This window comes from Pseudomonas sp. TTU2014-080ASC (assembly GCF_001446935.1).
In the GTDB taxonomy this organism is placed as follows: domain Bacteria; phylum Pseudomonadota; class Gammaproteobacteria; order Pseudomonadales; family Pseudomonadaceae; genus Aquipseudomonas.
The window spans coordinates 759,886-775,414 of sequence record NZ_LKKK01000001.1; the positions used below are offsets into that span (position 1 = coordinate 759,886).

The 15,529-nt window shown below is 57.0% G+C and carries 11 protein-coding genes; 3 read left to right on the forward strand and 8 right to left on the reverse strand.

The features are described from left to right. Window positions 1-12 precede the first annotated feature (12 nt). Window positions 13-3,180, forward strand: a complete 3,168-nt coding sequence (locus AO726_RS03565; RefSeq protein WP_058066666.1) for a CusA/CzcA family heavy metal efflux RND transporter — start codon at window positions 13-15, stop codon at window positions 3,178-3,180. Window positions 3,181-3,318: 138 nt separating this feature from the next. Here AO726_RS03565 and AO726_RS03570 read toward each other — a convergent pair whose 3' ends face one another. Further along, on the reverse strand, window positions 3,319-7,446 hold the full coding sequence (locus AO726_RS03570) for a HigA family addiction module antitoxin (protein WP_058066667.1): 4,128 nt from the start codon (window positions 7,444-7,446) through the stop codon (window positions 3,319-3,321). Window positions 7,447-7,905: 459 nt separating this feature from the next. Between AO726_RS03570 and AO726_RS03575 the strand changes: the two genes are divergently transcribed. Further along, window positions 7,906-8,151 carry a hypothetical protein gene (locus tag AO726_RS03575; protein ID WP_058066668.1) on the forward strand — a complete coding sequence of 82 codons (246 nt, stop codon included), beginning with the start codon at window positions 7,906-7,908 and terminating at the stop codon, window positions 8,149-8,151. Between the two features lie 177 nt (window positions 8,152-8,328). On the opposite strand, the gene AO726_RS03580 is transcribed toward AO726_RS03575, so the two are convergent. From AO726_RS03580 to hemH, 3 genes are all read right to left on the reverse strand, one after another. After that, the gene (locus AO726_RS03580) at window positions 8,329-9,339 is read right to left on the reverse strand and encodes a zinc-dependent alcohol dehydrogenase family protein (protein WP_058066669.1); all 1,011 of its coding nucleotides are present in this window, start codon (window positions 9,337-9,339) and stop codon (window positions 8,329-8,331) included. Between the two features lie 116 nt (window positions 9,340-9,455). Continuing rightward, complete coding sequence (locus tag AO726_RS03585) at window positions 9,456-10,322, reverse strand: hypothetical protein (RefSeq protein WP_241492041.1); 867 nt, start codon at window positions 10,320-10,322, stop codon at window positions 9,456-9,458. Between the two features lie 226 nt (window positions 10,323-10,548). Continuing rightward, on the reverse strand, window positions 10,549-11,577 hold the full coding sequence (gene hemH / locus AO726_RS03590) for a ferrochelatase (protein WP_058066670.1): 1,029 nt from the start codon (window positions 11,575-11,577) through the stop codon (window positions 10,549-10,551). A gap of 260 nt (window positions 11,578-11,837) precedes the next feature. Between hemH and AO726_RS03595 the strand changes: the two genes are divergently transcribed. Beyond that, complete coding sequence (locus AO726_RS03595; RefSeq protein WP_058066671.1) at window positions 11,838-12,380, forward strand: DUF2878 domain-containing protein; 543 nt, start codon at window positions 11,838-11,840, stop codon at window positions 12,378-12,380. Between the two features lie 45 nt (window positions 12,381-12,425). Here AO726_RS03595 and AO726_RS03600 read toward each other — a convergent pair whose 3' ends face one another. The 4 genes from AO726_RS03600 to prmC form a co-directional block, all read right to left on the reverse strand. Then, entirely contained in the window at window positions 12,426-12,941 is a 516-nt protein-coding gene (locus tag AO726_RS03600; protein WP_058066672.1) for an acyloxyacyl hydrolase, read from the reverse strand. Between the two features lie 162 nt (window positions 12,942-13,103). After that, window positions 13,104-13,895 (reverse strand): glutamate racemase, encoded by a 792-nt coding sequence (murI, locus tag AO726_RS03605; protein ID WP_058066673.1) that lies wholly within the window; start codon window positions 13,893-13,895, stop codon window positions 13,104-13,106. After that, entirely contained in the window at window positions 13,885-14,643 is a 759-nt protein-coding gene (locus tag AO726_RS03610) for a molybdopterin-synthase adenylyltransferase MoeB (RefSeq protein WP_058066674.1), read from the reverse strand. The genes murI and AO726_RS03610 overlap by 11 nt, the downstream gene beginning before the upstream one ends. Before the next feature lie 7 nt (window positions 14,644-14,650). Continuing rightward, a complete protein-coding gene (gene prmC / locus AO726_RS03615; RefSeq protein WP_058067086.1) occupies window positions 14,651-15,484 on the reverse strand; it encodes a peptide chain release factor N(5)-glutamine methyltransferase in 834 nt (277 codons plus the stop codon). Window positions 15,485-15,529: the final 45 nt, after the last annotated feature.

Genomic DNA, 15,529 nt, shown 5'->3' on the forward strand with positions numbered 1-15,529 from the left:
GGATAACCAGGCATGTTTGAACGCATCATTCAGTTTGCCATCGAGCAACGCATCGTCGTGCTCCTCGCCGTCCTGGCGATGGCCGCCGTGGGCATCGCCAGTTATCAGAAGCTGCCGATCGACGCGGTCCCCGACATCACCAACGTCCAGGTGCAGATCAACACCGCCGCAGCCGGTTTCTCCCCGCTTGAAACCGAGCAGCGCATCACCTACCCGATTGAAACGGCCATGGCCGGCTTGCCCAATCTGAAGCAAACCCGCTCACTGTCCCGCTCGGGCCTGTCGCAGGTCACAGTGATTTTTGAAGACGGCACCGACGTCTACTTCGCCCGCCAACTGGTCAACGAGCGCCTGCAAGGGGCCCGCGAACAGTTGCCGGAAGGAGCCGAGACGATGATGGGGCCGATCTCCACCGGCCTGGGCGAGATCTTCCTGTGGACGGTTGAAGCTGAAGACGGCGCACTCAAGGAAGACGGCACGCCCTACACGCCAACCGACCTGCGGGTGATTCAGGACTGGATCATCAAACCGCAGTTGCGCAACGTGCCGGGCGTGGCTGAGATCAACACCATCGGCGGCTTTGCCAAGGAATACCAGATCGCCCCGGACCCAAAACGCCTGTCCGCTTACAAACTCACCCTCGGCGACCTGATCACCGCGCTGGAGCGCAACAACACCAACGTCGGTGCCGGTTACATCGAACACAGCGGCGAACAGCTGCTGATTCGCGCACCGGGCCAGGTGGCCGACATCCCCGACATCGCCAATATCGTTATCAGCAATGTCGACGGCACCCCGATCCGCGTCAGCAACGTCGCCGATGTACAAATTGGCCGCGAAATCCGCTCCGGTGCCGCCACCGAAAACGGCCGTGAAGTGGTGCTCGGCACCGTGTTTATGCTCATCGGCGAAAACAGCCGCAGCGTCTCCCAGGCCGTAGCCGCCAAACTGGAAGAGATCAACCGCACTCTGCCAGAAGGCGTTACCGCCGTTACCGTTTACGACCGCACCACACTGGTGGATAAAGCCATCGCCACGGTGAAAAAGAACCTGATTGAAGGGGCTGTGCTGGTCATCGCCATCCTCTTTATGTTCCTCGGCAACATCCGCGCCGCCATCATCACCGCCATGGTGATTCCGCTGTCGATGCTGTTCACCTTCACCGGCATGTACAGCAACAAAGTCAGCGCCAACCTCATGAGCCTTGGCGCACTGGACTTCGGCATCATCGTCGACGGCGCGGTGGTGATTGTCGAAAACGCCATCCGCCGCCTGGCCCACGCACAGCAGCATCACGGCCGCATGCTCACCCGCAGCGAACGCCTGCATGAAGTCTTCGCCGCGTCCAAAGAAGCGCGCCGCGCGTTGATCTTCGGCCAGCTCATCATCATGGTGGTGTACCTGCCGATCTTCGCCCTCACCGGCGTTGAAGGGAAAATGTTCCACCCCATGGCCTTCACCGTGGTAATCGCCCTGCTCGGCGCGATGATCCTCTCCCTGACCTTCGTCCCCGCAGCCATCGCCCTGTTTATTACCGGCAAAGTGAAGGAAGAAGAAAACTTCGTTATGCGCACCGCGCGCACCACCTATGAGCCGGTTCTTAAATGGGTGATGGGCAACCGCAACAAAGTGTTCGCCGGAGCCGCGCTGCTCATCGTGCTGTCCGGTGTGCTCGCCAGCCGCATGGGCAGCGAATTTATCCCAAGCCTCAGCGAAGGTGACTTTGCCCTGCAAGCCATGCGTACGCCCGGCACCAGCCTGACTCAATCGGTGCAAATGCAGCAGAGCCTGGAAAAACAGCTGATCACGAAAGTGCCGGAAATCGAACGAGTGTTCGCCCGTACCGGTACCGCCGAGATCGCCTCCGACCTGATGCCGCCGAATATCTCCGATGCCTACGTGATGCTCAAGCCTAAGGACCAATGGCCAAACCCGAACAAAACCCGAGAAGAGCTAGTGGCCGAAATCCAGAAAGCCAGCGCCGAACTGCCCGGCAGCAACTACGAGATTTCCCAGCCGATTCAACTGCGCTTTAACGAACTGATCTCAGGCGTGCGCAGCGACGTCGCGGTCAAAGTGTTTGGTGACAACATGGACGTGCTGAACAAGACCGCTGGCGAGATTTCCGAAGTGCTGGAAAAAGTCGAAGGTGCCTCCGAGGTCAAAGTCGAACAAACCAGCGGCCTGCCCGTGCTGACCATCAACATCGACCGCGACAAAGCCTCACGCTACGGCCTCAATGTCGGCGACGTACAAGACACCATCGCCTTTGCCGTGGGCGGCCGCCGCGCCGGAACCCTGTTTGACGGCGACCGCCGCTTCGACATGGTGGTCAGGCTCTCGGATCAAATGCGTACCGACATTCAGGGCCTGTCGCGCCTGCTGATCCCGGTGCCCGCCAACGCCAGCAGCACCACCGGGCAAATCTCCTTTATCTCCCTCTCAGAGATCGCCAAGCTCGACCTGGTGCTCGGGCCGAACCAAATCAGCCGCGAGAACGGCAAGCGCCTGGTGGTCGTCAGCGCCAACGTGCGTGGCCGTGATATCGGCTCCTTCGTGCAGGAAGCCAGCGACCGCCTGATCAGCGACGTGAAACTGCCCGCCGGATACTGGACCGTCTGGGGCGGCCAGTTCGAACAACTGCAATCCGCCGCCAAACGCCTGGAAATCGTTGTCCCGGCGGCCCTGCTGCTGGTGTTTATCCTGCTATTTATGATGTTCAACAACGTCAAAGACGGTCTGGTGGTCTTCAGCGGCATCCCCTTCGCCCTCACCGGCGGCGTACTGGCGTTGTGGCTGCGGGACATTCCCCTGTCCATCTCCGCAGGCGTCGGCTTTATCGCCCTCTCCGGCGTCGCCGTACTTAACGGGCTGGTGATGATCTCCTTTATCCGTAACCTGCTACAGGAAGGCCGCAGCATCGACCAAGCCATCACCGAAGGCGCCCTCACCCGCCTGCGCCCGGTGCTGATGACCGCCCTCGTTGCCTCCTTAGGCTTCGTCCCCATGGCCCTCGCCACCGGCACCGGCGCAGAAGTTCAGCGCCCACTGGCAACCGTGGTGATTGGCGGGATTATCTCGTCGACCACGCTGACGTTGTTGGTGTTGCCGGTGTTGTATCGGTGGGTGCATCGGAGGGAGATGGAGGTGGTTGGGGATGAGGGGGTGAAGGTTGGTTGATTGGTAGTTGGAAAGTAAAAGCCCGCCTGTTAAGGCGGGCTTTTACTTTTGAGGGTAGCTAGTGGCCGCTTTCGGCCAAAAACAGTCATAGAGTTTTTAAGCAGGGCCGATTCAGTTGACAACTCAAGGCAGCAAGCCTCAGGGATGCAAACGCCGCTGAATGTCCGCTTCGGTGTCCTCTCTCCTTGCTTCATAGTCATATGTCTTGGCTAATGCCATCAGCAGCTTCGAAGCAACAAACGGATGAGAAACCTGGAGCGCCCTTCCCCAGCCCCGATATTTGTCAGCAAGCGCTCGCTCTTGCTCCCCACCCTCACCTCTCATATGCACACCACGTGAGTTATAAACCCCCGTGTGAGCTCCCTGCATCATCGATTCCGACTGAACATCTTCCATCACGGCACGCACCGCCTCACAGGGCCAAACCCCGTCTTCACCCTCCGGAGCATGAGATAGAAGCTCGCCAATACAGCGATCCCCAACATCTGCACGGCTCAGTTCGTTACATGACTGTCGAACACTGGTGACCCACGCCGCCAAGCGCGCCTCGTTAACTTCGCCTGAGGCCATCTCACCAGGAATCCGACCTAGCGCACTCAGCAGCTTGTATCCGCGCGTAGCCATTTCACCTACACGCTCGGGTGGCACAAAAAACTCATCTGGGTCGACCCCGCCATCCGCACGCTTAAACATCCAGCATATGGCCTGGACGAAAAGCTCCGGGTGCATTTCTACATACTGCTCAAGGTGCGGTATGTTCGAGCTCTCTCGCCTCGCAAAAGGCTGACCCAGAGCCTCGATATAGGCGAACTCCAAACCTGCCTTCTGTTCAAGCGACAGACTCGAACAGCCGCTCATACCTTTGAACGCCTCCTCTACGTAGTAAGGTTCCAGCATATATTGCCCAGGCAGGTCTCTTCCTCCACGGGCCATTTCCGACATCAATCGAAAAATAAGCTCTGGATCCGTTTTAGATAGCGCGTAACGAATGCAAGAAAATGCCGCCCTCGGCCTTTCTGCGTTGAGAAGTCGCTCAATAGCCTCATTTTGCTCAGTATCTGAATCGCTGATCCAATCTGGTACCACTTCGCTCCAGTACTGAGACTGAATCTGCTCGCCCAGGGCATCTATCAAACTCCAAGTCGAGCGTCCAAAAGGAGCGAGCACCAACAAATCAACTACAGCCTCGTCAGGCAAGCCCTCAATTAAACTCGACAACACCCCACTGCGCCGATCATCTGGCAGAGCTCGTAGCGCTCCGCTAATAAGATTCCTATTCGAATGCCCCACATCCCCATCGGAATGGATTGCTTCAAGCGCCTTACGAAGTAACGTTAGTAATTCAGGCTCAGACAACATGACTCTGGCGGCGAGAGAACCGACAACCCATGCTGCATTTCCACGCTCAGCCAGCTCAAGAATCCCACTGGGTCCGCGATGCGCAAGAATGTCGCCTAGTGCTTCTACCCTCAGGCGATTGATCCTCTCGTCGCGCTCACGGTAGTCGGAGATGGCCAGATCCTCTAGCTCATCTGCAGACTCCTCGACCCAGGTGTTACGGAACAACCACAAATGTCTATTAATAAGATCACTAGGCTCTAGTGCGTCGTAAACGGACTTTCCTATTACAACCAACCTCGCATGATTGCTAGCATTTTTCGCATGCTGTGCAGCACGTCGCGACAATGTTGATCTCCGAACCTTCTCGCGCATTACTGCCTTGTCAGCATCACTGGCTTGAGTATTAGCCCAGTCTTCGATCATCGCCCCGACTCGAGCCTGATCCTCTTCACTAAGTACTTGGAGGCGCTCGACCAACTCACCGAGCATGTCCAATGTATAGTGCGTAGGCCAATTCAGTACCTGTGCAACCACTTCCCTCTTAAACTCAAGTATTGGCTTCCATGTCGCAAAGGGCTCACCGTAGCCATAACCATCATCACGCCAACGTGGTTTGTGACTGTAATCACCTATGCTGTTGTGAGGGCTGAGCTCTGCCATGCAGATGCTCCAAGCGACATCAGGAAACTTGTCAACTAGATTCTTGAGCAATCTCACTCGCTGCTGAAGACTAGTCGCAGTCTGTGGCATCCAAGAGCGGAAAACTGATCCCAGTGAGTGCGCGGGCTTGTTGGCCCAGTTGTCCTTGATCTCGATCTGCGAGAGTTGCGCAAGAATCGACACGGCATGCGCAACCGTTTCAGGACTCCAGCAAAGCCCTTCAAGCGCCCAAAGCAGTCCTGTGCGACTTGGAGTAGCGCCAAAAACCCCAGGGTTTACTGGTCGCAAAAGGCCAAAAACAGCGGGATTTTCAGCCTGAAGGTCTTGCCTGATGATGGAGAGGAATTCGCTGGGAGCAGCTTCTGCATAGGTCGGGAGGTCGCGATCATTGGCCTCCAGCACTCGCGTAGTTAACGGAGGGCGCAATAAGTCGCGCACAACGCTATTAACCTCGCTTTCGATATCAATGCCCAAGTGCCCTTTAAAGGCTTCATGGCCGTGGACAGAAAGCAATACTAGCGTTTCCGAAATTCCGTCTCGGAAAGCACTGGAGAATTCACGCACCTTACCCTCGACTGACGCCCTCCAACGCTGATCTTCGTCCAGATCAAGAGCAGGATCGTCTTCTCCCAGTACAACTCGCGCCACTTCGAAGTAACGCCTCATATCAGCAGCCGTCACCTCAGCGGCAACGGCAAAGAGCAGATCCAGTTTTGAAATTACCCCTCTCGCCGCACCCGCCATCCAAACTGGTGCATCGTTAAGCTTGACCAATCTCTGGCAGTCTTTCTCAAGCTCGTCGTAGTCGCGCCCCCCAGCCAGCTTCGACAGCCAAGTTTTATCGGCCTCATTGCGGCTGTCCCAAGCTCCTACAAATAGAAATGGAACAAGCTTGGCTGCGGTTTGAGGATCTGCGGCCCACTCTGGCAACTTAACAGCAGGGAGTGAAGAAAGCTGGCGACGGAGTACCGTTAGAGAACGACCAGAGGCCTTCGATAGACGAGTAATTTCATCCCGGCTCATGTTCATACGCTCAAGCGCCGCAGTAAACGTCTGTGAGTTAGCAGGCTTAAGCAAGACGCTAGGAGAAGCCACCACCGCATTGCGTGGATAGACCACAAATGAGTGCATGGATTTTGCGTAGGGCGCGAGCTCTTGCTCTACATCACGCGTATAGACGACAGAAATGAAAGCTTGTTTAGCCGAGGCTAGCCGGGACAGAACTCCCGGTCTGTCAAAGACCAACACTCGATCTCGATATGTGGCCAATTCTGAACCACCATGCTCGCTTAGAAGCTGAGCAAGGAATGCTAACGCTTCTTCAACCGAGTCGGCGCCTACCACAAAAGGGCCAGTAGGAGGACTCGACAGGTAATCAGCTACAGCCCGTTTAGCATCTTCGATCGCTGAAGCAAATAAACTTCCTGATAACGGCGGATTCGATACTTCCGCCCAATCGCTCCAGCATTTGTCAAGTGAACGTACATCTTGAGCCGGGATATGTGTTTCGCTTGCAAACCATGCCTGCCCAGGTAGCGACTGCTCTAGCCACTGCTCAAGATCACTCGCATCGTATGCACGAACATCTTTCCACTCTTTCAATGCTTGCTTAGAAGCCACCCAAGAACCTTTACCAGGCCAACGGCGAGGCGTAACGAATATGAAGGTCATTTTCCTACGAACTCTTGGATCAAGAGCACTCACGCTCTTGGCATAGTCTCCATTGGCCTTCGTGCGAGGCTCTTCGTTGGTGCCAAACTCCCACCCCGAACAGCCTTCTGGAACCCATGGCGTACCCTCGCTGGCCTCAACCAGTCCGTCCCAGCCCGGACGCTCAGCATCGTCATTGCCTGGGAAATCAACCTTCGCAAGCCCAATACCTGTCGAGTGAACCAAAGTGCGCAGAAACACTGCAAAACGGGATCGCGCCTGAATGTTATGAGAAGCCCAGTCTTCTATGGCATTAGCTTTGATCGCCAAAAATGGCGGGACATAGGTCATTGCACTGGCTGGCTTTACCTTCCTGCTGGCCTGAGCTGCCTCATATTGAGCCTGCATCTCCATCAGTTCTTTGAGCGGCACCTTAAAAGCTTTCTCCAGCCGCGCAGCCATCTCAGCCGACAAAGCTGCATTGCCATTGAGGAGATTTGACAAAGCTGGACGCCCCACCCCCATTAGCGATGCAGCCTTAGTTACTGTCATCCCTGCTGGGATGACTTCCGCCTTAATTCGCAAACCTGGGTGAGGAAAATCTTGGATGGTCATTGATGAGCCCTCTGTGTCCAGTAAAGGGGATGAGCACGGTCGGCAAAAAAGACAGTGTATTGCGTAGCGATACACAGTACACCCATTGCTTTTCCGACATACTCTCTCTGATAACCTACGTCCAACTATCGAAACGAGCCGCTACGCTACATAAACTTTGCCGATATGACCCCAGACGTCATACGTGAGCACGCAGGAAAGGGCGCGTCTACGGAACAGCACACTTCGAGCGCCCACTCCTTGGGGCACGGCGCGGGCAGATCCCTGACAAACATCCTCAATTGGCCGGTCCCTATTCTTCTTCAAAGGCCGCTTTTGGCCGATAGCCCCCCCCCCCCCCACACACACATATCAACTTTGTAATCTCCCCCTCACGCTCCCGTCAGCCGCAGCTCTTTAACCTTCAGCTGTCTTCACAGACAAGCGCCCAGCGCTCCCTATTTTCTGAACGAGAACTGAATGATGAAACTGTTAAATATTGCTCTGGTTAGCCTGCTTGCCTTGTCCACTACGTCTGTTGCTCTGGCTGAGGGCGGTTCTGAGCGCTCGCTCCAGGCGGTAAAGGATTTTCGTATTAAGCAGTCGCAGATTCACGGCAAGCGCAATGCTGACTCGCAGCTGGAGCAGGCAACAATTAAGCGTGACAGCAAAGGCCAGCAAGACAGCAGCAAGGCGACTCGCAGCAATGACGATAAATCTGTTTAAGCAGCTCTCGCTTTAGGCACTTTGAATAAAAAACGCAGCTCAACTCACGCACACTCACGGTTAAGCAAGTACACGGGAATCGGCTGCGTTTTTCTTTCACTCAAGTGGCGGTTTAGGTCCGCTCACTTTCTTTTTTTGGCTTCGGCCTACCTTTGCCATGGGCAAAGAGGCTTGTAGCTACATTTCCAGGCAAATCTTGCCGAAGTGCTGATTCGTCTCTTGGTAGCGGAATGCGTCTGCGATGCTTTCCAGCGGGAAGCAGCGGTCGATGATTGGGCGCATGCCGTTGGCGTCGATGGCGCGAATCATGTCTTGCTGCTGCGCACGGCTCCCCACCAACACGCCTTGCAGGCGCAGTTGCTTAGCCAGCGCAGAAATCACCGCGACCTCACCACCTAAGCCCGTAAGAATGCCGATCACCGAGATATGCCCGCCCACCCGAGCGGCAGCCATTGACTGGTTAAGCGTGGCCGGGCCGCCCACTTCTACGACGTGATCAACACCGCGCCCGCCTGTTATTTCACGTGCTGTTTCGCCCCAGGTTGGATTGGTCCGGTAGTTGATGACGTGGTCTGCGCCCATCGCGCTAAGGCGCTCAAGCTTGGCGTCGCTTGAAGAGGTGGCGATCACCGTGGCCCCGGCCATCTTGGCAAACTGCAGGGCAAAAATTGAAACGCCGCCGGTGCCTTGAATCAATACGGTATCGCCCGGCTTTAACGCATCATCGCCCATCAAGGCGCGCCATGCGGTCACCGCTGCGGTGGTGAGCGTTGAGGCTTCGACATGCCTCCAACCACGCGGGGCATGGGTGAAGGCATTCACGTGGGTGGTCACGATGTCGCGGGCATAACCGTCAATGCCATCGCCGGGCACAGTGGCAAACCCTTCGACCTCGGGCACTCCGTCCTGCCAGGTCGGGAAAAACGTGCTGACAACATGGTCGCCAACCGCAAACTCGGTGACATCAGGCCCTACGGCGATAACCTCGCCAGCGCCGTCCGCCATTGGAATACGCGGCTCATTCTGGGGGAACATCCCGCTCACAACGGCAAAGTCGTGATAGTTGAGTGAGTTGGCATGCAGACGTACGGTGATTTCACCCTTGGCCGGGGCGCTTGCATCACGCTGACTGATAACGACGTTGTCGTAACCGCCGCCAGGCTGAATGATGATGGCTCTGTTAGTCATTGGTTAGTCTCCACGGTTTGACTCAGTGGCGTGACTTTAACAGCGCCGAAATCAATGCCATAAAAGAATAATTCCCGTAGCAGCGATTTCCATATTTCACTTATCAGCTTTGCCTCTCACTTCGGGGCCGTGATCTCCAGCACGCGGTTGCGACCGCCTTCGGCCAGCAGGTATTTGCCCTCGCCTATCGGCATGAGTTCTTGCGGGGCTTTGAGGAAGGTCAGGATGATGTTGAGGTTGCCTTGGTTGTCTAACAGCATCAGCCGGGCGCGATGAGAGCGGTCTTCAGATACCCACAGACCACGTGCATCGCAATAGAGGAAGCTGGGCTCCTTGAGGCCGGAGAGCACAACCGGGTCAGTGCCGTCGGCGCTCAGGCGACGCACAACGCCCTTTTCCTTTTCGTTGTAGTACATCTGGCGATCCGGGCAGATCTGCACGGACTCAGCCTCGTTGAGGTTGCTGCGCAGCACATCAACAGACTTATCCGAAGCCTGATAGCGCAGCAGCCTGCCATCGCCTTTGCGGTCTTCAATGGCGTACAGGTTGCTTCCATCGGCTAACAAGCCCTGCACGTTGTCGCCCTCAAACAGCGGTGTAACCACGCCGTTTTTCAGGCTGGAAACCGCGGACTCGCCCGACTCCTGGCTGAATACCAGCCCTCCGTTAAAGGAGGTCAGACCGTCTGGTTTGGAGAGGTTATCAATCAGGGATGTACGCACATCATCGGGGGTGATGCTGAGGATGCTGCCTTTGCCGCCGCTCAGCTCAGAACTGACGATCAGGTTGCCGTTTTCGTCCAGCTCCAGAGCTGCGGCCTTTTCAATATGGTCGTAAGCAACGCGGACATTCCAGCCATCTGCCGCCCGGACCGGATAAAGGTATTGCCAAGCCAGGAAGGCAAATACGAGCAAGAGCGCAGCGGCAAACAGAAGCAATGCAACTCTCGCCATCCGGATGGCGCGCGCAGTGGTGGCTGACATGGCACGAAGTCCCTTTCGATTATGTTTTAACTGACTGCCCGCCCCACTCAGGACGCAGGCAGGAGGCACTCCGGGCCGCAAAGCCATGCACCACACGGTACAGGTAGCTTAGGCCGCAACCTGGCAGGTATTAAGTAGAGCTGATCACGCTGTGCCAACCAGCGGGCTGGGCACAGCGGAGAGGTTAGACGGCGTGGAACTGGGGAGTTCCACGCCGGTCGGCGGACTACGGGAGAGGAACTGCGCGCTGTACGAGCGTCTGAAGGGCTGCCACCCAGCTTGGGTGATCGTTAACGCACGGCACCAGCTGCAGGCTTTCACCGCCTGCTTCAATAAACTGTTCAGCGCCACGCATGCCGATTTCTTCAAGGGTTTCGATGCAGTCGGCGACAAATGCCGGGCACATCACCAGCAGTTTTTTCACGCCGCGCTGGGCGAGTTCATCCAGTGTGGCTTCGGTGTAGGGCTCGATCCATTTGTTTTTACCCAGCCGCGACTGGAACGCCACCGACCATTGCTCAGGCTTGAGGCCCATACGCTCGGCAAACTGCTCGCCCACTCGCAGGCACTGGCTGCGATAACACTTGGCCATAACGGCCTCGCTGATGCCGTCGGTGTTTTTCGCCAGCAGGTCGTGCTTGGGGTCAATCGGGTTAACCAGTTTGCGGATGTGGCTTTCCGGCAGGCCGTGGAAGCTCAGCAGCACGTGGTCAAAATCCTGCTGCAAGTATGGCTTGGCGCTGTCGATTAGCGCGTCGAGGTATTCCGGCTGATCGTAGAACGGCTGCAACAGCGAGAACTGCACCGGCAGATTATGTTTGCGCACCACGCGGCGTGCTTCTTCGATCACCGTGGTGGTGGTGCTGTCGGCAAACTGCGGATACAGCGGAGCCAGAGTGATGTTACGGATACCCTGCCCAGCCAGGCGCAACAGCACACTTTCAATAGACGGTTCGCCATAACGCATGGCCAGCTCGACCGGGCCCTGCGTCCACTTCTCACGCATGGCTTCTTGCAGGCGCTTGCTCAGCACCAGCAGCGGTGAGCCATCTTCCCACCAAATGGAGGAATAGGCGTGGGCTGAGGCTGCCGGGCGCTTGATCAGGATCAGTGAGACCAGCAGGCGGCGCAGCGGCCACGGCAGATCAATCACATAGGGGTCCATCAGAAACTGATTGAGGTAACGACGCACATCATCAACTTCCGGGGAATTCGGAGAGCCCAGGTTTACCAGTAGTAACGCGTGATCAGTCATGGAGAGTCCTAACGGTGGCCCGACGGATAATCTAATACGGTGCAATTGGCCGACATTATAGGGAGCTTGTACCGGAGCGGCTGCTGAGAAAATCAATCGGGTCGATTATCCCTGTAAAAGCTGATTTCTTCGGTGTGGATCAAACCCCGTACACTAGGAGGAATTATGTCTGCCCCATGCGCGCGCTCAGGCTGCCCAACCTGCACGGCAGACTGAGTCACTGTTGGCCTGCTGATCAATCAAGGACGCCATATCTGTCTATGTCGAAGAATTTGCTCAATGCCCTGCTCGCCCTAATTGGCATCTGCGCCTGCCTGCTGGCGGGTAACAGCCTGTGGCTGCTGCTGGTAGCGCTGGCTCTGCTGGTTCACCTGAGCCACACCAGCCGCTGGAACGCAGAAGGCAAGTTGCTGGCTAGCACCTTGATTGCAGGCTCGGCGCTGGACAGCTTTCTGTTGCAGTTGGGCGTGTTTGACTATGGCGAGCCGCGCCTGCTGATCCCACAGTGGCAAGCCGCAATCTGGCTGCTGCTGGGCACCACCCTTAACCATAGCCTGGGCTGGAGCGCCCGCCCCTGGTGGCGAGCGAGTCTGCTGGGGGCCTGTGCCGGCCCACTTATTTATTACGCTGCACAAGAGCGCGGTCTGCTCAGCTTCCCATATGGCAGCCTCACCACACTAGCGCTGATCGCCCTGTTGTGGGCGGCGCTGGTGCCAGCGCTGCATGGCTTTGCTGCGCTGTACAAGCTGCAATTCGAACAAGCACAACGCGCACTGCTGAATCGACGTACTCCGCCGAATTGAGCTGGCAATAAAAAACCGGGCCTTGGCCCGGTTTTTTATGACGCGTCAGAGGCTGATGCGGTAATGCAGGCTGTAGCTCTCGACTCCATCGTTGGGTTGTTTAAGTCCAGCGTTGGAGTAGTGAATTGCCCTGATGCCAACTTCCTGATTATTGAAGCGCACGCCTACTCCCAGTCGGTCTTCAAACTGGAAGGAGGACCCGAGTCGGTTGTTCTCAATTTCAGTGCTGGTAAAACCGGCTATACCGATCCCTGCTTCCACATACGGCTTATAGCGTTGACCGGCAAACTCGTAAACGAATACCGGACTCAGCGAAAGGCTGTGATTGCTGGAGGTATCGTCTCCGTCCCAATAGGTATAGGCAGCGTCCCAATAGCCGGTCAGCCGGCCTACATCTGACTCAAACCAGCTGCGGTTAAAACCCGCTTGGGCACCGAGCCTGTAAGTCATGGTGGACTCACCTGTTTGCCCAACCGAGAAGCTCAAGTCCACAGCATGAGCCGCACTGGCAAAGCCCCACACTAAGGCCGCAAGTGCGGCTGGAGTAACAGTTTTCTTCATGGGCAATTATCCTTAATCAACCTGAAAAATGATGTTCATCGAACCAATTCAGGCGCTGAAAACAAAGACTATTTGCCCTCTAAACGCCATCAAAGGTGAACAATACTAGGCTTTGTGTTAACAAACTGTACAAAAGTTCCAGCAAATAGCCAGGCAACAGTCTCAGCTCAGCGCGTCAACTGCGCAGGCTTCGCCCCAGAGCAGCGGCAGAATGCGGCTCAACTCCGGTGGATTTCCCGTTGTCCAGAAGCGTGTTGGCTGGGCTGGACCCTCGGCCAGTAACCCTCGCTCGCTAAGCAGACGCTGCACCTGACGGGCGACCGCCGCACCGGTATCAATCAGGCTGATCGAGGGCGGCAGCATGGTTTGCAGCAAGGGTTTGATAAACGGGTAATGGGTGCAGCCCAGGATCAGCGTGTCACAGCCTTCGTCCAGCAATGGCGTGACAAATCCCTGCAGCAATTCGCGGGTGTGGGCGCTGTCCAGCTCACCGGCTTCGATGCACTCCACCAACCCCGGACAAGGCTGAGTGACGACCCGCACATCGCTGGCAAAGCGATCCAACAGTGCGGCAAATTTCGCGCTTTTGAGGGTACCGGTTGTGGCCAGAACACCCACCACGCCACTTTGAGTGGCGGCAGCCGCCGGTTTAACCGCGGGCTCCATGCCCACAACCGGGATGTCCGGGTACAGCTCTCGCAACTCGGCAACCCCGGCGACGGTTGCGGTGTTGCAAGCCAACACCAGCATTTTTGCGCCCTGATTGAGCAAGAATCGCGACAATTCACGACAGCGCTCCCGGATAAACTCAGGGCTCTTCTCGCCATAGGGCACGTGGCCGCTGTCAGCCACATACAGCAGGGATTCATTCGGCAGTCGGGCGTGAATTTCACGCAACACTGACAACCCGCCTACGCCGGAATCGAATACCGCGATTGGCGCATTACTCGCCATGCTTCACTCCACAGACTTCACAGCCCACATCGCGCTTGACCCGCAATTCGCGGAAACGGCTGTTCAAAGCATCCACCAGCAGCAACCTGCCAACCAGCGGCTCGCCAAATCCTGCCAACAGTTTCAGGGCTTCCAGCGCCTGCAGACTGCCAACCAAACCAACCAGAGGCCCGGCAACACCGGCTTCACTGCAGGTCAGCTCCGCATCACTGCCGTGACCATAGATACAGTGATAGCACGGGCTGTCTTCGCGGCGCGGGTCAAACACGGATATCTGCCCTTCCAGGCGAATCGCCGCACCACTTACCAACGGCACCCGTGCTGCAACACAAGCCGCGTTGACCGACTCGCGGGTGCTGAAGTTATCTGAGCAATCCAGCACCAGATCCACCGCAGCCACAGCATCAGCCAGCGAATCGCTGTCCAGCGCCTGACGATGGCATTGCAGACGGATGTTCGGGTTAATCGCCAGCAGACGCGCGCTGGCAGAGTCGACTTTGCTCTGGCCGACGCTGGCCGTGTCGTGCAGCACCTGCCGTTGCAGGTTGGTCATGTCGACCGTGTCAAAATCCGCCAGATGCAGCTCACCAACACCGGCAGCTGCCAGATACAAAGCAACCGGTGAACCCAGTCCACCAACCCCAACAATCAGCACACGGCTGTGCTTGAGGCGCAACTGGCCGTCGATATCTATCTGTTGCAACAGAATCTGCCGGCTGTAACGCAGCAGCTCTTCATCACTCAGCATTGCCGTGTCATTCATGATCGAATCGCCCCAGGCTGATGCGTTGATGCCCGCCCAGATCGCGGCGGCTTTCAACCTGCGTAAATCCACGCGCGCTTAGTAGCGCACACACAGCTTCGGCTTGATCAAAGCCGTGCTCCAGCAACAGCCAGCCACCGTTCTCAAGGTGCTCAGGGGCCTGCTCAACGATATGGCGAATATCGTCCAGACCATCCGCCCCAGCCACCAGCGCACTACTCGGCTCGAAGCGCACATCACCTTCAGACAGATGGCGGTCGTCGGCCGCGATATAAGGAGGGTTGCTGACGATCATCTGATAGCGCTGCCCAGCCAATGCGCTAAACCAGTGGCTTTGTACAAAGCGGGCATGGTTAAAGCCCAGGCGCTGACGGTTACGCTCAGCCAGCTCGACAGCCTCAGCAATCCGATCAACCCCCGTCACCTGCCAGGCGGGCCGCTCGCTGGCCAGCGCCAGGGCAATCGCGCCGGTGCCGGTGCCCAGATCAAGCACCTGCGCAGGCGTTGCCGGGATCAGGCTCAGGGCCGTTTCAACCAGTAATTCGGTATCAGGGCGCGGAATCAGCGTGTGGCTGGCCACTTCCAGCTCAAGGGTCCAGAAACCCTGCTGCCCGAGAATGTAAGCAACCGGCTCACCAGCCTGACGCCGGGCCAAGGCTTCGTTAAAGCGCTGAAGCTGCTCGGCATCCAGTTCGCGCTCCGGCCAGGTGCGCAGGTAGCTGCGGTTCTTGCCCAGGACGTGAGCCAGCAGCAGCTCGATATCCAGCTGCGCCGTGGGCGACTCCGGTAACTGGGCGCTGGCTAACAACTGTTGGATTGTGCTCATGGCCTGATTATGTCCTGCGGGGGATGCGCCGCGCACAAGGCGCGG